At 69.8% G+C, this 18,542-nt stretch carries 15 protein-coding genes and 1 pseudogene; 6 read left to right on the top strand and 10 right to left on the bottom strand.

What is annotated here, in order from left to right; genetic code table 11:
- Positions 1-12 precede the first annotated feature (12 nt).
- Positions 13-1,629 carry an MFS transporter gene (locus ACFU95_RS28585; protein ID WP_383832815.1) on the bottom strand — a complete coding sequence of 539 codons (1,617 nt, stop codon included), beginning with the start codon at positions 1,627-1,629 and terminating at the stop codon, positions 13-15.
- A gap of 339 nt (positions 1,630-1,968) precedes the next feature.
- Between ACFU95_RS28585 and ACFU95_RS28590 the strand changes: the two are divergent.
- From ACFU95_RS28590 to ACFU95_RS28600, 3 genes and pseudogenes are all read left to right on the top strand, one after another.
- Positions 1,969-2,132 (top strand): annotated as a pseudogene (locus ACFU95_RS28590) (transposase); the annotation flags it as partial.
- A 584-nt stretch (positions 2,133-2,716) separates the two neighbouring features.
- The gene (locus tag ACFU95_RS28595; protein ID WP_383832817.1) at positions 2,717-3,949 is read left to right on the top strand and encodes a PP2C family protein-serine/threonine phosphatase; all 1,233 of its coding nucleotides are present in this window, start codon (positions 2,717-2,719) and stop codon (positions 3,947-3,949) included.
- Positions 3,950-4,581: 632 nt separating this feature from the next.
- Positions 4,582-4,875: a helix-turn-helix transcriptional regulator gene (locus ACFU95_RS28600; RefSeq protein WP_383832819.1), complete on the top strand. Its 294-nt coding sequence runs from the start codon at positions 4,582-4,584 to the stop codon at positions 4,873-4,875.
- Between the two features lie 435 nt (positions 4,876-5,310).
- On the opposite strand, the gene ACFU95_RS28605 is transcribed toward ACFU95_RS28600, so the two are convergent.
- Both ACFU95_RS28605 and ACFU95_RS28610 read right to left on the bottom strand, forming a co-directional pair.
- On the bottom strand, positions 5,311-6,459 hold the full coding sequence (locus ACFU95_RS28605) for an MFS transporter (protein ID WP_383832857.1): 1,149 nt from the start codon (positions 6,457-6,459) through the stop codon (positions 5,311-5,313).
- A 44-nt stretch (positions 6,460-6,503) separates the two neighbouring features.
- Complete coding sequence (locus tag ACFU95_RS28610; RefSeq protein ID WP_383832821.1) at positions 6,504-7,085, bottom strand: Chromate resistance protein ChrB; 582 nt, start codon at positions 7,083-7,085, stop codon at positions 6,504-6,506.
- Positions 7,086-7,174: 89 nt separating this feature from the next.
- Between ACFU95_RS28610 and ACFU95_RS28615 the strand changes: the two genes are divergently transcribed.
- Both ACFU95_RS28615 and ACFU95_RS28620 read left to right on the top strand, forming a co-directional pair.
- Positions 7,175-7,510 carry an ArsR/SmtB family transcription factor gene (locus ACFU95_RS28615; protein ID WP_383832823.1) on the top strand — a complete coding sequence of 112 codons (336 nt, stop codon included), beginning with the start codon at positions 7,175-7,177 and terminating at the stop codon, positions 7,508-7,510.
- On the top strand, positions 7,510-8,232 hold the full coding sequence (locus ACFU95_RS28620; RefSeq protein ID WP_383832825.1) for a cation transporter: 723 nt from the start codon (positions 7,510-7,512) through the stop codon (positions 8,230-8,232). The genes ACFU95_RS28615 and ACFU95_RS28620 overlap by 1 nt, the downstream gene beginning before the upstream one ends.
- 91 nt (positions 8,233-8,323) lie before the next feature.
- Here the strand turns inward: ACFU95_RS28620 and ACFU95_RS28625 are convergent, their stop codons facing one another.
- From ACFU95_RS28625 to ACFU95_RS28635, 3 genes are all read right to left on the bottom strand, one after another.
- Positions 8,324-9,424: a magnesium and cobalt transport protein CorA gene (locus ACFU95_RS28625; protein WP_383832827.1), complete on the bottom strand. Its 1,101-nt coding sequence runs from the start codon at positions 9,422-9,424 to the stop codon at positions 8,324-8,326.
- A gap of 188 nt (positions 9,425-9,612) precedes the next feature.
- The gene (lysA, locus tag ACFU95_RS28630; RefSeq protein ID WP_383832829.1) at positions 9,613-10,959 is read right to left on the bottom strand and encodes a diaminopimelate decarboxylase; all 1,347 of its coding nucleotides are present in this window, start codon (positions 10,957-10,959) and stop codon (positions 9,613-9,615) included.
- 14 nt (positions 10,960-10,973) lie between these two features.
- A complete protein-coding gene (locus ACFU95_RS28635; RefSeq protein ID WP_383832831.1) occupies positions 10,974-11,309 on the bottom strand; it encodes an SAV_915 family protein in 336 nt (111 codons plus the stop codon).
- A gap of 277 nt (positions 11,310-11,586) precedes the next feature.
- Here ACFU95_RS28635 and ACFU95_RS28640 point away from each other — a divergent pair, with 277 nt between their 5' ends.
- Positions 11,587-12,153, top strand: a complete 567-nt coding sequence (locus ACFU95_RS28640) for a universal stress protein (RefSeq protein WP_383832833.1) — start codon at positions 11,587-11,589, stop codon at positions 12,151-12,153.
- An 18-nt stretch (positions 12,154-12,171) separates the two neighbouring features.
- On the opposite strand, the gene ACFU95_RS28645 is transcribed toward ACFU95_RS28640, so the two are convergent.
- The 4 genes from ACFU95_RS28645 to kdpB all read right to left on the bottom strand — a co-directional run bounded on the left by ACFU95_RS28645 (position 12,172) and on the right by kdpB (position 18,360).
- Positions 12,172-14,715: an ATP-binding protein gene (locus ACFU95_RS28645; protein ID WP_383832835.1), complete on the bottom strand. Its 2,544-nt coding sequence runs from the start codon at positions 14,713-14,715 to the stop codon at positions 12,172-12,174.
- A gap of 1 nt (position 14,716) precedes the next feature.
- Entirely contained in the window at positions 14,717-15,400 is a 684-nt protein-coding gene (locus tag ACFU95_RS28650) for a response regulator (protein WP_383832837.1), read from the bottom strand.
- 135 nt (positions 15,401-15,535) lie between these two features.
- Positions 15,536-16,201: a potassium-transporting ATPase subunit C gene (locus ACFU95_RS28655; RefSeq protein WP_383832839.1), complete on the bottom strand. Its 666-nt coding sequence runs from the start codon at positions 16,199-16,201 to the stop codon at positions 15,536-15,538.
- 5 nt (positions 16,202-16,206) lie between these two features.
- Positions 16,207-18,360, bottom strand: coding sequence for a potassium-transporting ATPase subunit KdpB (gene kdpB, locus ACFU95_RS28660; RefSeq protein ID WP_383832841.1), 2,154 nt, complete (start codon positions 18,358-18,360; stop codon positions 16,207-16,209).
- Positions 18,361-18,542 lie beyond the last annotated feature (182 nt).

Genomic DNA, 18,542 nt, shown 5'->3' on the forward strand with positions numbered 1-18,542 from the left:
CGCAGCCTGCGGCTACCTGCCGGTCGCCCTGGGTTGGGTCGTCGGGATACGCGGGGTGAAGAACAGCGCGAGGATCGCAGCCGCGGCGAGGACGGCGAGTGCCGCGCGCAGTCCGTCGAGGCGGGCTTCGGCGTTCGCGTCCAGCGCGGCCTGGGTCACTTCCGGACTGGTGCCCGCTTCGCCGAGGGCGTCCGTGAGCTGAGCGTCGGACAAGAAGGGCACACCGCTCTGGAGTTCGGTGGTCGCCTGGTTCTTGACCTCGGCCGGGATCGCCGGGTTCTGCTCAACGGAGGTCAGGAACGACGACGTCAGGGCGGCGATGAGGATCGACCCGGCGAGCGCGGTGCCGATCGACGCGCCGAGGTTGGTGACGGCGTTCTGGACGCCGCCGACCTCCGCGCTCTGCTCGTCCGGCACCGCGGACACGGTGACCGACCCGAGCTGAGAGGCCAGCGCGCCCATGCCCGCTCCGATGAACAGGAGGGGGACGGTGACGATTTCCCCACCCGCGCCCAAGTCGAGCGCGGCCATCAGCACGACCGCCCCGGCGAGCAGGGCGAAGACGCCGAGCCGTACCACCAGACGCGGCGAGACATCGGGCAGGAAACGCGGAATCAGCACCGCGGCGGCCAGCAGCGTCAGCGAGAGCGGCAGGATGCGTGCGCCGGTCTCCAGCGCGGACAGGCCCAGTGCGACGGAAAGGTAGAGCGGTACGACGAAGAACACACCCATCTGCACGAGGTACTGGAAGAAGAACATCGTCAGGCCGCCGGTGAGCTGCCGGTTGTGCAGCATCTCCGGGTCGACAAGGGGCTCTTTGTGCTGCCGCACCTGGCGCGCCTCCCAGCGCAGGAAGAGCCAGACCAGCAGCATCCCGGCCAGCATCAGCCACACGACGAGGGAGACGCCGAGCCAGGCCGGGGCGTCGGGCTTCGGCAGGAACCAGCCCCATTCGTCGGAGCGCAGGACACCGAAGACGAACACTCCGAGCCCGAGTGCGGACAGCGCGGTGCCCAGGAGGTCGAGGCGAGGACGCGTCTCGGCCGGTGCATCGGCGATACGACGGGCGAGCGCCAGGATGGCCAGGACGATGACGACCTCACCCACGAACACCCAGCGCCAGGAGAAGTACGTCGTCGCGATGCCGCCGATGAGTGGACCGAGCGCGATCGCCACCGCCCCTGCCGCCGCGACCAGCCCATAGGCGGCAGGCCGGCGCTCCTGGGCGAAGTTGCCGGCGACCAGCGCCACGATCGCGGGAAGGATGAGTGCAGCGCCCACCCCTTCCAGGAACGACCAGCCGAGCAGGAGCACGGTCAGGTTCGGGGCGAAGGCAGTGGTCAGCGAACCGCAACCGTAGATGACGGAACCGACCATGAAAGCGCGTTTGCGCCCGACGATCGCACCGATCTTGCCGCCGGGGATCATGAACATCGCCATGACGAGTGTGTACGCCGTAATGGCGCCCTGGATCCCGGTCACCGTCGTACCGACATCGTCGGCCACGGTGGCGATCGACACGTTCATCACGGAGCTGTCGAGCGCCATCAGGAACTGCCCCGCGGCAAGGGCCACCAGGACTACGCGGTCAGAGTGCAATCCTTCACGTGTTCCACCCTCGTTTGCCATGCGCGCATCGTCCCAACGCCGCCGAACGCCAGCACGTCGCCGCGCTACGAGGCCAACCGGATGGTGGACGCCGCGGAGGACGCGTGGTCACCAGCGGTGCCAGGCACTGCTGGGGGCGCCCCTGGGCGGCGGCGAGCGCGATGACGATCGTCCAGCGGATGACGCATCTGTTCGGGTTGCTGACCTGTGGGATGAGGAGCTGCTCAACGAGCCCTGCGCCATCCCGCTCCGTTGAGGACCTGCCGGACAGTCCTAGGGCGCATATCGGGTCGTGATCAATCGGCGGGATTCTCCATCGTGGCGGCCCGGACCGGTAGACCTTCTTGTCGACCTTCTTGGGTGACACGAGTGCAACTGACCTACGAGGAATGGGAGTTTATCGAGCCAATGCCTGCCGATCGGCGAGTACGGCCCGTACCCCGAGCGGCTGCGGTCAGCAGTGCGAGGGAGTGATCTGGCGGTTCAGGACGGGCGGGCAGTGGCGGGAGACGCCGCGGGAGTACGACTCGAGATGAGGCGCAGATCTGCGCCGGGTCGGACGGCTCGCAGATCGACGCCATCCGAGTCACCACCGCAGATCAACAGAGCCGTGAGTGCGCACGCCCTACGGGTCTGCCGCGGATAGTGGGTCAGAGAGGCCGTACTCGTCGGGGAGGGCGTTCTCCCTGGGGATGGCGCGCGGTGGGGTTTCCAGTCGCTGCGCTTCACACGTGCGCACCTGCCGGAGGCTCGGGCTACATGGACACCGAGGGAGCGCGGCGCCGACGCAACCTGGTCGATGCAGGCGCTGAAGGACAGTGGCGGCGCCTGGCGCCCGTAGGCAACAGCTGGCCACCTGGTCGCCGCGTGTATGCAGCCCATGATGCGCTGCAACCACACACGCAACAGAAAGCGCCGAAGTCGCAAAACGGTAAATTATATCCCAATACCCCTATTGTCCGGTAGGGGCTTGAGGGGCTAGCGTGGGAGGTGATCGGACGGCAACCTTGCCCCATCCGACCGAGATTTTGGGCTTATAGGTCCCGCGTTGCTGTCAGCACCTGTTACTGGAGGTGTGTACCTACCCGCCCGAAGGGCGGTGAGCACAGTGACGCGGAACGAGCCGCTGATTTCTGCTGAGGATGTACTCGCTCAGCTTCTTTCCGAGTCCCACTGGGTCTCGCCCTCGAACCTTCCGGATGTTCTGCAACGCCATGCGCCGTCGCTCGGTGTGGAAAAGCTCACCGTGTACCTGGCGGACCTCCAGCAGGACTGGCTTACCCCGCTGACCAACCACGGCGAGGCCGCACCCGAGCGGCTTTCCATCGATACCAGTCTGGCCGGCTGGGCCTATCGGACTGCCTCCCTGCGGGTCACCGACCAGCATCGGAACGGCTTGGCGCTGTGGGTTCCCATGCTGGACGGCATCGACCGCGTCGGCGTTCTGCGCGTACAGGCGGAGAGCCTCAATGCCGTCACGGTGCGCAACGCCCGGTCGATCGCCTCGTTGCTGACGCTGTTCCTTATCGCCAAGGGCAATTCCAGCGACGACTACGTGCAGCTCAAGCGCGCGCAGCGTATGCAGCTGCCGGCCGAATTCGTCTGGTCCTTCCTGCCCAGCCGCTCCCTCGGCTCGGACGGCATGACGTCCTCAGCGTTTCTGGAGCCTGCCTATGAACTGGGCGGGGATGCCTACGACCACTCATTGATCAACAACACGCTGCACACCACGATCCTCGACGCCATGGGCCACGATGTGGTCGCCGGGCTCTCAGTAGCGATCTCCTTGGCCGGCTGCCGCAACACCCGCCGCTCCGGCGGGAACCTGCTGGACATCACCAAGGTCGTGGACAAGAACCTGGCGACATTGTTCCTCGACCGGTTCGTCACCGGGATCTTCGCCCACCTCGACCTGTCCACCGGGATGATGACGTGGGCAAACTGCGGGCATCCCACGCCCATGCTGATTCGCCGGCAGGAGATCGTCCCCGACGCTCTGAAGCGGGAACCGGAGCTTCCACTCGGGATGGTCTCGCAGGACAACGGAGATGCGGACCGGCAGATCCATCAGGAGCAGCTCGAACCGGGTGACCGCGTGCTGATGTACAGCGACGGCATCACCGAAGCACGCTCCGAGACGGGAAAGACCTTCGGGGAAGAACGCTTCACCGACTTCGTGATCAGGGCAACCGCAGCCGGGGAACCGGCGCCCGAAGCACTCCGCCGCCTGACCCACTCGATCCTCGACTACCAGCACGGCAACTTCACCGACGACGCCACCACGCTGCTGTTCGAGTGGCACCCGCACGAGCCCCACGAACCGGAAGTGGTCCCCACCTGACCGTAGCGCCGGCGATCTGGACATTCTCACGGTCACTGTCGTGCCCTGCGCCGCATCCTCGGTCGTCATGCCAAGGCATAGTCCCGAGGACACGGACACCCTTGCAAGAGAACGCGGCCACGGACACGAGCCCGTCCGCCCGGCGTAGACCATGGCCGTCACCACGGCAGCGATCACGCGGTCACATCAGGCAGCCGCAGGACCTCCGAAGGGATCATCGGCCAGCAGGCACTCACGGCGCGGTCGCCGCGAGGGTGCCCCACAGCCCGGCCACCACTGCCAGACTCGCCACGGTGACCATCCCAGCTCGCACGGCCGGGGCCCGCCTGGGTCTCGGGCGGGCTGCGAACAGTTCGGGCCGGGGACGGCACGGCGCGCAACCCGGGCGGCATCGGGCGGGCGAATCGGTCATGAGCCAGTAGGCGCCGAGCAGCGCGGCCCGGCCGGCGTTCTCCTTCGGTTCCATGTCCTGGGCAACGAGCCAGGCCCTGTGGGAGAAACGTCCCTGCCCCTCCCCGGCGTCAACAGGCGCAGTAGGTTTCCGGTAATGCCGATCGGGCATTCGGTCCACACCTAGGCTGACAGTAGGCGGAAAGGGGTGCTGATCACCGTGGCCCCCCCCAGGCAGGGCAGTGGACGTTTCTGACCAATCAACCCCGCGTGCTGTTGGCCATCGCCGTCGACCGGACGTCCGGCTGCGCACCATCGCCGCCGCTTGCCGGATCACCGAGCGCACCGCGCAGGCCATCGTGGCCGACCTCGAACAGGCCGGCTACCTCAGCCGGGAACGCATCGGGCGGCGCAACCGATACATGCTGCACGCGGACGGCACCTTCCGGCATCCATCCGAGCCCGGGCTGCCCATCCGTCACCTCCTGGAGATCTTCACCGGCCGCGAAGCCCACGCCGCACGATCCCTGCCATAGCGATCCACTTCGTGAAGCACCAGAACGGCGGCGCCGCCGACCACCTCGGCGTTCTTGAGGAGCACCTCAACGTCAACCGAATCCGAACCGGACAGCGCCGCCCACACGGACGACGGTCATACTTCCGCGTCTGGCCAGCTGGCCTCACAAATGCGCGGCCGTGACGGTCGCCGCGCCTCCGCCTCCACGGCCGGCGCAGACCCAGTAGTCCAGCCTGGCGCAGGAACCGAGGGCCGCGGTATGAAGAAGCCCGCAGTCAGCGGGCCGTACCCGCTGCGCGCTCTGACCCTCTGGCAGGCCCATGCCTCAATCGCCGCCCTCTTAACGTCGGCGCTGGCAGAGGTGCCGTGGCAGGAGCCGCTGCCCGCTGAGACCTAACGCACAACCACGAGGATCGCCGCTCCGCGTACCGGCCAGGGGCGGATGTGGGGCAGCTCATCTCGGGGCATGCGGTGCTTTCTGAGGGCGGCGGGCGAGGGCGAGCAATGTGCCTGCCGCCAGCAGGGCGGCGAGGGTCGCGTAGCCGTAGGTGAGGCTGGATGCAGCGGCGACACCGGCGACGAGCAGGGGGCCGCCCGCGTCGCCGAGTTCGCGGCCGAGTTCGGCGGAGCCCATGGTCTGGCCCATGCGTTCTTCCGGGGTGGCCGCCGCCAGGGCGGCGAAGCCGAGCGGGGTGATCAGTCCGGTGCCGGTGCCGATGAGAGCGGCGGCGGCCAGGACGCCGGTGAGGCCGGGCAGCATCGCGGCGGCGAGGCCGGCCGCGGTCAGTCCCAGTCCGGCGAGCAGGCCGGTGCGGGTGGTCAGGCGTCCGGTGTCCAGGGCGTGGCCGACTTTCGGCTGGACCACGGCGGCGGTGGCGGCCAGGACGGACACGGCGGCGCCGGTCGCGATGGTGCCGAGGCCCGCCGCGGCGCCGGAGACGGGCAGGAAGCCCACGCCGACGGAGAGCGCGGCGGTGGCGGCGGCCAGATAGGCGGTGGGCGCAAGGAAGGTGCGGTCGGCCAGGCGCCGGGCGAGATCGGCGACGGTCTGCCGCTTGCGGGGCAGCGGCGCGACGACGGGCACGGCGAGCGCGGCCCACAGCGCCACACCGGCCGCGCATACGGCCATCACCGTGAACAGCAGGCGCAGACCGCCGGCCCAGACCAGAACGCCGCCCAGGAGCGGGCCGAGCGTGTAGCCGATGGACTTGTAGAAGCCGTAGCTGCCGAACGCCCGCCCGCGCTTGGCGGCCGGGTTGAGGCGGGCGACCATCGCCGAGGCCGAGGGAGAGAACGCGGAGGCGGCGGCGCCCTGGCCGAGACGGGCCGCCCACAGCCACCCGGGGCTGTCCGCAACCGCGTACAGCGCGGAGGCGGCGGCGAAGGCGATCAGACCGCCCAGGAGGACCGGCTTGCCTCCGATCCAGTCGGCCAGCGAGCCGAAGACCGGCTTGAGGACGACCTCGGCACCGTCGTACAGGGCGAGCAGCCCGCCCAGGACGAGCAGGGAGGTGACGGCGTCCTCGGAGAAACCGCCGAGGTTGGCGGCGATGCCGTGCGCGCCGAAGGCGGTGGTGAACCCGGCCGCGTACAGCGGCCACATGGCCCGCCGGGGGGCCTCGGATATGGGCTGCCGTGGCTGCCTGGTCATGAGGCGTCCTCGTCGGTGGCGTGCAGAGCGGCGAAGACGCGCTCGGCGTAGTCCTCACAGACGGTCACGCACTGCCGGAGCCGCGTCGTGGCCTCGGCCGCTTCCGGGGCGCCGAAGACGTCGCGCGCGGTCAGGTCGCGGTGCCAGCGCCGCAGCCGTTCCAAGCTCTGTTCCTCTTCCTCCAACTCGGCCAGAGTGAACTTGGCGTTACGGATCTCCTTGGCGATCTCCTCCTCGAACTTGCCGCAGTCCGCCAGGAACTCAGCCCAGTCCGCCGAGCGGGCCGCGGTGAACATCTCCCGGAACCGGGCGGCGTCCTCAGCAGTGCGGCCGGACGCCTTCAGCGTCACGCCCTGGCCGCCGGCACTGTCGGCCAGAGTCAGGGCGCGCTCCACTCCCGCGGCGAAGGCCGGCACCTCCGGCACGGCCCAGATGCCCTGCCCCAAAGACAGGGCCCCCGTCTTGCGCAGTTCCCGCCACACCGCCACCCGGTGCCGCGACGGGTCCGCGGGCAGCTTGATCACAAGTACCAGCCACCGTATCGCTGCCTGCTCTGCATCAGTCACGGCATCAGTCACGGCCGAGAATGTAGCAGGCGTTACATCCAGTACGGTGACGAAGATGATGCAGGATTTCCTGAATTCAGAAATCCATGTACTGTCAGGGCGTGCTGACTGTTGCCCCCGACATCGAAGTGCTGGCCCGCTTCGGGCGCGCGCTCGCCGACCCGATCCGCTGCCGCATCCTCCTGGCCCTGCGCGAAGCCCCGGCCTACCCGTCCGACCTCGCCGACAAGATCGGCGTCTCCCGCACCCGGCTGTCGAACCACCTGGCATGCCTGCGCGACTGCGGCCTGGTCGTCACCGTCCCCGACGGCCGCCGAACCCGCTATGAGCTCGCCGACGAACGCCTCGGCCACGCACTCGACGACCTGCGCACCGCCGTGGTCGCCGTCGCCACCGACCGCACCTGCCCGGACGCCGACGAGAAGGACTGCTGCTGATGGCCGCCGAGATATCGATATCCCTCGGCCCCTCCCCCGCCCGCCGAGACGCGCTCACCCGTCGGATACGCCTGCTGGTCGCCGCGACCATCACCTACAACGTCATCGAGGCGATCGTCGCCCTCACCGCCGGCACCCTCGCCTCCTCCACCGCCCTCATCGGCTTCGGCCTCGACTCGATCATCGAGGTCTCTTCGGCCGCAGCGGTCGCCTGGCAGTTCTCCGCAGCCGACCACGCCGTACGCGAGGCACGCGAACAGCGCACCCTACGGATCATCGCGATCTCGTTCTTCGCCCTCGCCGCGTACGTCACGGCCGACGCCGTCCGCGCACTCACCGGCACCGGAGAAGCAGAGCGATCGATCCCCGGCATCGTTCTCGCCGCCCTGTCGCTCGCCGTCATGCCCTTCCTGTCCGCCGCCCAACGCCGCGCCGGCCGCGAACTCGGCTCCGCCAGTGCGGTGGCCGACTCCAAGCAGACCCTCCTGTGCACCTACCTGTCCGCCGTGCTCCTGGTCGGCCTGATCCTCAACGCCACCCTCGGCTGGTCCTGGGCCGATCCCATCGCCGCCCTGGTCATCGCCGCCATCGCCGTCAAGGAAGGTCGCGACGCCTGGCAGGGCAAGGGCTGCTGCGCCCCGGTGAGCGGCCCCGCTTCCACCCCGTCGCACGTCGACGCGGGCGCCTGCGGCTGCCGGCCCGGCTGCGACTGCTGCCCCTGAACATCTCGTCGCAGGTCCCCCTCCCCGTCCAGCTGAGCGTCATCGGCGTGCCCAAGCCGGCGGTCACCCCGACACCCCCACCAACCTGCTCCTACAGCCAGCCGTTGCGCTTGAAGTTGCGGTGGAGGAGGACGCAGGCGGTGGCGATGACGCTGAGCACGAGGGGGTAGCCGAAGGTCCAGCGCAGCTCGGGCATGTGGTCGAAGTTCATGCCGTAGACACCGCAGACCATGGTGGGTACGGCGATGATCGCCGCCCAGGCGGTGATCTTGCGCATGTCCTCGTTCTGGGCGACGGTGACCTGCGCGAGGTGGGCCTGGAGGATGGAGTCGAGCAGGGCGTCGAAGGAATTGATCTGCTCGGTGACACGAGTGAGGTGGTCGGCGACGTCCCGGAAGTACGTCTGTATCTCCTTGTCCACGCAGGCGCGGGGCTCGGTGGCGAGCCGGTCGAGGGGGCGCGCGAGCGGCACCACGGCCCGCTTCAGCTCCAGGAGTTCACGCTTGAGCTGGTAGATGCGGCCGGCGTCGGCGTTCCGGGGGCTGTGCGGGGAGAAGACGTCGGTCTCGACCTGGTCGATGTCGTTCTGGACGGCGTCGGCGACGGTGACGTAGTCGTCGACGACGTGGTCGGCGATGGCGTGCAGGACGGCGGAGGGGCCCTTGGCCAGCAGTTCCGGGTGGGCTTCGAGGTCCTCGCGCAGGGGGCCGAGGGAACCGTGGCGGCCGTGGCGGACGGTGACGACGAAGTCGGGGCCGGTGAAGACCATGATCTCGCCGGTGTTCACGACCTCGCTGGTCGCCGTCAGCTCGGCGTGCTCGACGTAGGTGACGGTCTTGAAGACGGAGAACAGCACCTCGCCGTACTGCTCGATCTTGGGGCGCTGGTGGGCGTGGACGGCATCTTCGACGGCGAGCGGGTGCAGGCCGAAGAGTTCCGCGACATCGGCGAACTCCTCCTCGCCCGGTTCGTGCAGGCCCAGCCAGACGAAGCCGCCCCGGTGCTTGCGGGCGTGCCGGACTGCTTCCGCCACGGAGTCCCGTCCGGGTCGGCGGACGCCGTCGTGATAGACGACACAGTTGACCACGGTCGAGCCGAGCGGGGAGCGGGCCGGGTGGCTGAGGTCCACGCGGCGACGGCGGGTGCGCCGCGCCAGGTTCGCGACTTTGCGCAGGCTGCCGACCATCGACATGCGGGGTTCTCCTTCACCGGACCGTTGGATCCGCACAGTGTGCCAAAAGGCAATAAGGCGGATGTCAGGGCCGGCGCTTCTTGAAGAAGACCAGGTAGACGACGGTGACCGGCATGGCGATCATTGTCGGCGCGTACGGCTGCCTCGGTCGGAGGGGGTCCTGCCGCCCCCTCCGACACGTGGACGCGCTACAGGCCGACGTCCCGGCTGCGGATGTCCTCCAGGGACTCACGGCGGACCAGGAGACGGGCGATGCCGTCGCGTACGGCGGCCACGGGTGGGCGGCCGACCAGGTTGTAGCCGGAGGCCATGGACAGGTGGTAGGCGCCGGCCACTGGTACGGCGAGGAGGTCACCGGGGCGTACGTCGGCGGGGAGCTCGACGTCGGCCGCCAGGATGTCGCCCGCCTCGCAGTGCCGTCCGACCACGGTCACCAGGGCCGGGGCCGCAGAGCTGTGCCGGCCGATCAGACGAGGGACGTACCGGACGCCGTACAGGGCCGGGCGCGGGTTGTCGCTCATGCCGCCGTCCACGGCGACGTACGTGTACGAGCCGGTGTGCTTGACGGACAGTACGTGGTAGAGCGCGACGCCCGCCGGGCCCACGATCGCGCGTCCCGGTTCGATGATCAGGTGAGGGACGGGGAGTCCGGACGTGGCGCAGGCGTCGGCGAGTTCGGCACGGACCTTGCGGGCCAGTGCCGTCAGGTCCAGGGCCGGCTCACCGGGGCGGTAGGCGATGCCGTGGCCGCCGCCGAGGTCGAGTTCGGGCAGGAGCAGGCCGTGCTGTTCGTGCAGGCGGGCCATCAGTCCCACGATCCGCCGTACGGCCGCCAGATACGGCTTGACGCTGGTGATCTGCGAGCCCAAGTGGCAGTGCAGGCCGGTGAGTTCGAGCTGCGGCTGATCGAGTATGCGGGCGATGGCGTGCTGGGCGTAGCCGTCAGCGATGGACAGGCCGAACTTCTGGTCGTCGGTACCGGTGCGGATCTTCTCGTGGCCGCCGGCGCTGATGCCGGGCACGACGCGGACCATCACCTTCTGGTGGCCGTGGGGTCCGACCGCCGCGGCCAGCCGGGCGATCTCCGAGGGGCTGTCGATGACGATACGGCCGACGCCCAGGCGCAGGGCGGTCTCCAGGTCGCGAGGGGACTTGGCGTTGCCGTGCAGCGTGATCCGCTCCGGCGGGAAGCCGGTGGTGACGGCGAGTTCCAGTTCACCGGCCGAGCAGACGTCCAGGCCGAGGCCCTCCTCGTCGACCCAGTGGGCCATGGCCCGGCACAGGAACGCCTTGGCCGCGTAGAGAATCTCGGTGTCGGGGAAGGCGTCCCGGTAAGTGCGGCAGCGGTCGCGGACCTCGGCCTCGTCGAGGACGTAGACGGGGGTGCCGAAGCGGTCGGCGACCTCCGCGAGCGATACGCCTCCCACGGCGAGGTCGCCGTGCCGGGGCTCGGTGGTCGAGGTGGGCCACACCGACAGTTTGGCGGACGCGGCGGTGGCGATGGCGGTGGCGGTGGCTTCGTGAACCGTGGTCATCGTGACTGTCCCTCTCAGACGAGCCGCAGCGCGGGAACGGGAGCGGCGGGCTCGACAGGCGCGGGCGCCGGTGCCGAGAACTGCGGGTCCACCGTGACGGTGGTGACGCCGAGCGGAGCGGTCAGGGCGCGCAGGGCCGGCTCGGCGAGGCGGATCCACGCCTGGCCTGGGCCGAGCGTGGCGGTCAGCCTGCGCTCGGAGGTGAAGCCGACGGCCGTACGGTCGCCGAGCGGGGTGCGGCACAGTCGGGCCGCACATCCGTGGGGGCCCGGCCGGACCGGGACGTACAGGGGGCCGGCCGGGAACCGATCGGCGGGCTCGGGGTCGTCGTCCTGAAGGAGTTCTGCCATGGGGTGCCTCCTGGAAGGCAAGGGAGCGAGTGATCTGTGAGGCCCCGGACGCGGGGAGGCGGACCGGGGCTCGCCTTCGACGTTATGCCCGGTGTCCCCCACTCCCGGAGGTTCCCTGACGGGACGCTGACGGCGATCCGGGTGACCTTGACGGAGCGCTGACGCGGCCGGTGGGTGAGCGTGGGAATGGCCGTCAGAAGGGCGCCAAGAAGTGGCGTGAGGGGTGTTCGGACGCCTCGGAACAGAGGTGAGATGGAAGCGTTCCGAGGAGGATCAGATGTCCGAGTCCCACCCGCCCTCGAGCGCTCGCCTCGTGGTGGGAGTGAGCGGTTCGCCGGGGAGTCTCACCGCTCTGGTCCGGGCCGCCGACGAGGCCCGGCGCCGTGGGGCCGAGCTCTGGCCGGTGCTGGCCTGGGAGCCGCCCGGCGGGGATCTCGCCGCCCGCAGGTCATCGGCTGCGGCCGTCCTGGTCGAGGACTGGGAGCGGCTGGCGCGGGAGAGGCTGCTGAAGGCGTTGCGTGATGTGTTCGGCGGCACGTGCTCCGGGCTGCCCGGGCAGGCGCTCGTCGCCCGCGGCGTCCCGGGACCGGCTCTGATACGGATCGCTGACCGGGAGGGCGACGTCATCGTGGTCGGCGCCGGACGGCGGGGCCGGCTGCGCCGCGCGTTGTGGCCGTCGGTCGGCCGCTACTGCCTCGCCCACGCCGCCTGTCCCGTCCTGATGGTGCCGCCGTCCCCGCTTCAGGCCGAGCTGGAGGCTGTGCACCGCCGGAATGTGTTCCGGCTGCCGCTGGACACCGGGTGCCTTGAGCGGGAGTTCGACACCGTGCCGCCCGACGCCTGAAGCTCTGCGGACCGGCCTTCAGGACGTGGCCGCCGCCGGCAGGTCCGACTGCTGCGGCGTCCGCTCGGGTGCCGTCCGCAGGGTCAGCACCATAGTGAGGCCACCGCCGGGTGTGTCCTCGGCGTGGAGCGTGCCCCCGACGGCTTCGACGAAGCCTCGTGCGACCGCCAGGCCGAGGCCGACGCCCGCCCCGCGGGGTGAGTCGCCGTACCGCTGGAAAGGTTCGAAGATGCGCTCCTTGGCTTCGTCGGGTACACCGGGTCCGCGGTCGACGACCCGTACCTCGACCCGGTCGGCGATGGCACTCGCCGAGACCAGGACCCTCTCGTCGGTCGGGCTGTACTTGACGGCGTTCTCGACGACGTTGGCGACGGCCCGCTCCAGCAGTCCCCGGTCGACGTGGACCATGGGCAGAGTCTCGGGGATGTCCAGTTCCACGCTGTCCTCGGGCACCCCGCCGAGCGCCATGGGGACCACCTCGTCGAGGTCGGTCTCGCGGATGATCGGGGTGACCGTGCCGGTCTGGAGGCGGGACATGTCGAGCAGGTTGCCGACCAGGAGGTCGAGCCGGTCGGCGCCGTCCTCGATGGCTTCCAGAAGCTCGGCCTGGTCCTCCTCGGACCACTCGACGTCGTGCGAGCGCAGGGAGGTGACCGCGGCCTTGATGCCGGCGAGCGGGGTGCGCAGGTCGTGGCTGACGGCGGCGAGCAGCGCGGTCCGGATGCGGTTGCCCTCGGCGAGTTCCTTTGCGCGGTCGGCCTCGTGCAGGAGGCGTTGGCGGTCCAGGACGACCGCGGCCTGCGCGGCGAACGCGGCCAGTACCCGGCGGTCGGCGGCAGGCAGCACCCGGCCGCGCAGGGACAGGGCCATGTGGTCGCCGACCGGTACGTCGACGTCCGCGTCCTCCGGTTCCTCCGCGGGCTCGGGCCCCACGCTGCCGGCACAGGTCCAGGGATCCGTCTCGCCGGTCCGCTCCAGCAGGGCCACCGACTCCATACCGAAGGTCTCGCGCACCCGTTCCAGCAGTTCCTCCAGCGAGGTCTCGCCGCGCAGGACGTTGCCGGCGAGGAAGGAGAGGATTTCCGACTCGGCCCGCAGCCTGGCCGCCTGGTGGGTGCGGCGGGCCGCGAGGTCCACCACCGAGGCCACCGACACGGCGACCCCCACAAAGATCGCGATGGCGACGATGTTCTTCGGGTCCGCGATGGTCAGGGTGTGGACGGGCGGGGTGAAGTACCAGTTGAGCAGCAGGGAGCCCACCACGGCGGAGGCCAGCGCCGGGAAGAGCCCGCCGAGCAGGGCCGCCGCCACCGTCAGGGTCAGGAACAGCAGCATGTCGTTGGCGAGGCCGACGTCCGGGGTGGCGCTGGTGAGGAGCCAGGTGAACAGGACGGGTCCCAGCACGCCGACGAGCCAGCCCCAGATGACTCGGGAGCGTCCCAGGCGTGCCCCGCGCGCCGTCGGCAGTCCGCGGCCCTTGCCCGCTTCGTCGTGGGTGATCAGGTGGACGTCGAGGTCCGGGCCGGAGTCCCGGGCCACCGTCGCGCCGACGCCCGGCCCGAAGGCGTACTGCCAGCTCCTGCGGCGCGAGACGCCCAGCACGATCTGAGTGGCGTTCACCCCGCGGGCGAAGTCCAGCAGGGCCACCGGTATGTCCTCCCCGACGACCTGGTGGAAGGTGCCGCCGAGGTCTTCGACCAGCGTGCGCTGGTCGGCCAGTTCCTTCGGGGAGGCGGTGGTGAGGCCGTCGCTGCGGGAGATGTAGACGGCCAGGACCTCGCCGCCGGCGCCCTTCTCGGCGAGCCGCGCGGCCCGCCGTATCAGGGTGCGCCCCTCGGGGCCGCCGGTCAGGCCGACAACGATCCGCTCGCGCGAGCCCCAGATGGTCGAGACCCGGTGCTCGCTGCGGTACTCGGTGAGATAGGCGTCGACCCGGTCGGCCACCCACAGCAACGCCAGTTCGCGCAGCGCGGTGAGGTTGCCCGGCCGGAAATAGTTGGAGAGGGCCGCGTCGACCTTGTCCGACTTGTAGATGTTGCCGTGCGCCATCCGCCGCCGCAGCGCCTGCGGCGACATGTCGACCAGCTCGATCTGGTCGGCCCGGCGTACGACCTCGTCGGGTACGGTCTCCCGCTGCCGCACACCCGTGATCGACTCGACGACGTCACCCAGCGACTCCAGGTGCTGGATGTTGACGGTGGAGATGACGTCGATGCCGGCGGCGAGCAGTTCCTCAACGTCCTGCCAGCGCTTGGTGTTGCGGGAGCCGGGGACGTTGGTGTGGGCCAGTTCGTCGACCAGGGCTACCCGGGGCCGGCGGGCCAGGACGGCGTCCACGTCCATCTCGGTGAAGACGCTGTCCCGGTACTCCAGTTCCCTGCGGGGGATCTGCGCCAGGCCGTGCAGCATCACCTCGGTGCGCGGCCGGTGATGGTGCTCGACGAAGCCGACCACACAGTCCGTGCCGCGTTCGATACGGCGGTGGGCCTCGGAGAGCATGGCGTAGGTCTTGCCCACGCCGGGTGCCGCGCCGAGGTAGATCCGAAGCTTGCCGCGTGCCATGTCATCCCTCGAAGCGGTAGCCCATGCCGGGCTCGGTGATCAGATAGCGGGGGTGGGAGGGGTCCGTCTCCAGTTTGCGGCGCAGCTGGGCCATGTACACCCGCAGGTAGTTGGTCTTGCTGCTCTGCGAGACGCCCCAGACCTCCTGGAGGAGGTGCTTCTGAGTGATCAGCCGGCCCGGGTTGACCACCAGGATCTCCAGCAGATGCCACTCGGTCGGGGTCAGCCGCACGTCCCGCCCGCCGCGGACGACCCGCTTGGCGAGCAGGTCGATGCTGAAGTCCGCCGTCTCGACGAGCGTCGTCTCGGGGACGAGCGTCGCGTCCTCGGTACGGCGGACCGCGGCCCGCAGCCGGGCCAGCAACTCGTTCATGCTGAACGGCTTGGTGATGTAGTCGTCAGCGCCGGCGTCGAGTGCGGCCACTTTCTCGTCGGAGCCCTGCCGGGCGGACAGGACCAGGATCGGCATACGGCTCCAGCCCCTCAGGCCCTTGATGATGTCGACGCCGTCCATGTCGGGCAGGCCGAGGTCGAGCAGGACCACGTCGGGCTGACGCGCGGCCGCCAGTCGGAGGGCGGTTGCCCCGTCGGGCGCCGCGTCCACTCCGTACTGACGTGCCTGCAAGTTGATGACGAGGGCCCGTACGAGCTGCGGGTCGTCCTCCACCACGAGCACCCGGGTCATGGGTGTGTGCCTCTCCTGTCGTGCGTCGGGCCGTGCGCGCCGGAAGCGGGCGACCGACTTCATGGCGGCGGGAGCCGGCGGATCCGGGACGCTTTCCCGGCCGCCGGCTCCCGTCTGGGTCACGTAAGGCCATCACTACTGCTCTGCGAGGGCCTTGAGCGCGATGTTGAGTTCCAGGACATTCACCCTGGGCTCACCGACGAAGCCGAGCGTGCGGCCCTCGGTGTGCTCGTCCACGAGCTTCTGGACCTGGGCGACGGTCAGGCCGTTCTTCTCGGCGATCCGGTGGACCTGGAGGTCTGCGTAGGCCGGGGAGATGTCCGGGTCCAGACCGGAGCCGGAGGACGTCACCGCGTCCGCGGGGACGTTGGACGGCTTGACCGTGTAGCCGGACACGGAGTTGTCCTTCACGACCGCGGCCTTGGCGTCCTCGACCTGCTGGATCAGGTCCTTGTTGTCGGCGGACAGGTTGGTGGCACCGGACAGCAGCAGCTTGTACTGCGTGTTGATGCTGTTGGCGCCGAGCCCGTTCGCCGGACGGCCCTGGAACCACTTCAGGTCCGGCTCCGGGGTCTCCTGGCCCTTCTTCAGCGGCAGGTTGTACGACTGACCGATCAGGGAGGAGCCGACGACCTTGCCGTCCGCCTTGACCTCCGAGCCGTTCGCCTTGTTGTTGAAGAGCGCCTGGGCCACACCCGTGACCACCAGCGGGTAGATCACGCCGGTGACCAGGGTCAGCACGAGGAGGGCGCGCAGGCCCGCCCCGAGCAACCGGGCGGTGTTCGTAATGGAGTTGTTCATGGCGATCAGCCGATCCCGGGGATGAGGGAGATGAGCAGGTCGATGATCTTGATGCCGATGAAGGGCGCGATCAGACCGCCGAGGCCGTAGATGGTCAGGTTGCGGCGGAGCATCTTGTCGGCGCTGACCGGCCGGTACTGCACGCCCTTCAGGGACAGCGGCACCAGCGCGATGATGATCAGCGCGTTGAAGATGACCGCGGACAGGATCGCGGAGTCCGGCGAGGACAGGCCCATGATGTTGAGCTTGTCCAGGCCCGGGTAGACGGCCGCGAACAGCGCCGGGATGATCGCGAAGTACTTCGCGACGTCGTTGGCGATGGAGAACGTCGTCAACGCGCCCCGGGTGATGAGGAGTTGCTTGCCGATCTCGACGATCTCGATGAGCTTGGTCGGGTTCGAGTCGAGGTCGACCATGTTGCCGGCCTCCTTGGCGGCCGACGTACCGGTGTTCATGGCCACGCCGACGTCCGCCTGGGCCAGCGCGGGCGCGTCGTTCGTGCCGTCACCGGTCATCGCGACCAGCTTCCCTCCCTCCTGCTCCCGCTTGATCAGCGCGAGCTTGTCCTCGGGAGTCGCCTCCGCCAAGTAGTCGTCCACGCCTGCCTCCCTGGCGATGGCGCGGGCGGTCAGCGGATTGTCGCCGGTGATCATCACGGTGCGGATGCCCATGCGGCGCAGTTCCGCGAAGCGTTCGCGGATGCCGTCCTTGACCACGTCCTTGAGCTGGATCAGCCCCAGCACGCGCGGGCCGTCCCAGTCGTACACGGCCACCAACAGCGGCGTACCGCCGGACGCGGCCACCGAGTCGGCGAAGTGCCCTGCCTCGGGCGGCACGTGGCCGCCGTACATCTGCACCCACTCGATCACCTGCCGGGCGGCGCCCTTGCGGATCGCGCAGCGCGCGCCGTTGTCCCAGCGCAGGTCGACGCCGCTCATGCGGGTCTGCGCGCTGAAGGCGACCCAGCGCGCGTTCGCCAACTCGCCCTCGGCGGGCGCCCGCAGGCCGTACTTCTCCTTCGCCAGTACGACGACGGAGCGGCCCTCCGGGGTCTCGTCGGCAAGGGATGACAGCTGGGCCGCGTCCGCGAGGCGGTGTTCGTCGATGCCGGGCAGCGGGACGAAGGCGGCGGCCTCGCGGTTGCCCAGGGTGATGGTGCCGGTCTTGTCGAGCAGGAGGGTGTTCACATCGCCCGCCGCCTCCACCGCGCGGCCGGACATGGCCAGCACGTTGCGCTGCACCAGGCGGTCCATGCCGGCGATGCCGATCGCGGACAGCAGGGCGCCGATGGTGGTCGGGATGAGGGTGACGAGGAGGGCGACGAGGACGGTCGTGGACTGGGCCGCGTCGGCGTATGCGGCCATCGGCTGGAGCGTGACCACGATCAGGACGAAGATGACGGTCAGCGAGGCGAGCAGGATGTTCAGGGCGATCTCGTTCGGGGTCTTCTGCCGGTTCGCGCCCTCGACCAGGACGATCATGCGGTCCAGGAAGCTGTGCCCCGGACGGGCGCTCACGCGCACCACGATCCGGTCGGACAGCACCGTCGTACCGCCCGTGACGCCGCTGCGGTCGCCGCCCGCCTCCCGGATGACGGGCGCCGACTCACCGGTGACCGCCGATTCGTCGACGGCCGCCACCCCGTCGACGACGTCACCGTCCGCCGGGATCATCTCGCCCGCCTCGACGAGTACGACGTCGAGCGGTTTCAGGTCGGTGGCGGCGACCGCCTCGGTGCGGGCGCTTCGCAGGTTCGTGCCCCAGCGCCAGTCCAGAAGGCGCAGGGCGACCGTGTCCGTACGTGCCTTGCGCAGCGACTCGGCCTGCGCCTTGCCCCGGCCCTCCGCGACGGCCTCGGCGAGGTTGGCGAAGACGACGGTCAGCCACAGCCAGGCGCTGATGACCCCGGTGAACACGGTTGGGTTCAGCAGCGCGGACAGGCTGGTCAGCACGGCTCCGACGGACACCACGAAGAGCACGGGCTTCTTGACCAGGGCCCTGGGGTGCAGTTTGCGCAGCGCCTCGGGAAAGGAGCTGACGAGCTGGGCGGGTTCGAAGGCGCCGCTCGGGGCGCGGCGTCGAGTTCCTCCTCCCGGGGCGGGACCTGAGGTGCGCTGGGGACGGGACGGCGGGGCCTGCTCGGGCGCGGCGGGATACATGAGACCTTCGCGGTTCGGCGCGGCATGGGTTAGGGCAGGCCGGCGCGCTGGGCGGTGGACGGGTGAGGGATCGCGGGTCCGGGGGGGGGGGAGGGGCCAACCACACACAAGGGGGGGGGGAGGGTCGGGGGGGGGAGAAGAAGGGAGAAACCACAGTGGTCTGCTTTCTCTACCCAACCACG

The sequence above is a fragment of the Streptomyces sp. NPDC057623 genome (assembly GCF_042800355.1).
Classification (GTDB): domain Bacteria; phylum Actinomycetota; class Actinomycetes; order Streptomycetales; family Streptomycetaceae; genus Streptomyces.

Excerpts from the sequence above, each read along its gene's own strand:
- ACFU95_RS28655 (WP_383832839.1), bottom strand. The coding sequence starts at position 16,201 with ATGAACAACTCCATTACGAACACCGCCCGGTTGCTCGGGGCGGGCCTG.
- ACFU95_RS28650 (WP_383832837.1), bottom strand. The coding sequence starts at position 15,400 with ATGACCCGGGTGCTCGTGGTGGAGGACGACCCGCAGCTCGTACGGGCC.
- ACFU95_RS28585 (WP_383832815.1), bottom strand. The coding sequence starts at position 1,629 with ATGGCAAACGAGGGTGGAACACGTGAAGGATTGCACTCTGACCGCGTA.
- lysA (WP_383832829.1), bottom strand. The coding sequence starts at position 10,959 with ATGACCACGGTTCACGAAGCCACCGCCACCGCCATCGCCACCGCCGCG.
- ACFU95_RS28605 (WP_383832857.1), bottom strand. The coding sequence starts at position 6,459 with ATGTGGCCGCTGTACGCGGCCGGGTTCACCACCGCCTTCGGCGCGCAC.
- ACFU95_RS28635 (WP_383832831.1), bottom strand. The coding sequence starts at position 11,309 with ATGGCAGAACTCCTTCAGGACGACGACCCCGAGCCCGCCGATCGGTTC.
- ACFU95_RS28620 (WP_383832825.1), top strand. The coding sequence starts at position 7,510 with ATGGCCGCCGAGATATCGATATCCCTCGGCCCCTCCCCCGCCCGCCGA.
- kdpB (WP_383832841.1), bottom strand. The coding sequence starts at position 18,360 with ATGTATCCCGCCGCGCCCGAGCAGGCCCCGCCGTCCCGTCCCCAGCGC.
- ACFU95_RS28625 (WP_383832827.1), bottom strand. The coding sequence starts at position 9,424 with ATGTCGATGGTCGGCAGCCTGCGCAAAGTCGCGAACCTGGCGCGGCGC.
- ACFU95_RS28645 (WP_383832835.1), bottom strand. The coding sequence starts at position 14,715 with ATGGCACGCGGCAAGCTTCGGATCTACCTCGGCGCGGCACCCGGCGTG.
- ACFU95_RS28640 (WP_383832833.1), top strand. The coding sequence starts at position 11,587 with ATGTCCGAGTCCCACCCGCCCTCGAGCGCTCGCCTCGTGGTGGGAGTG.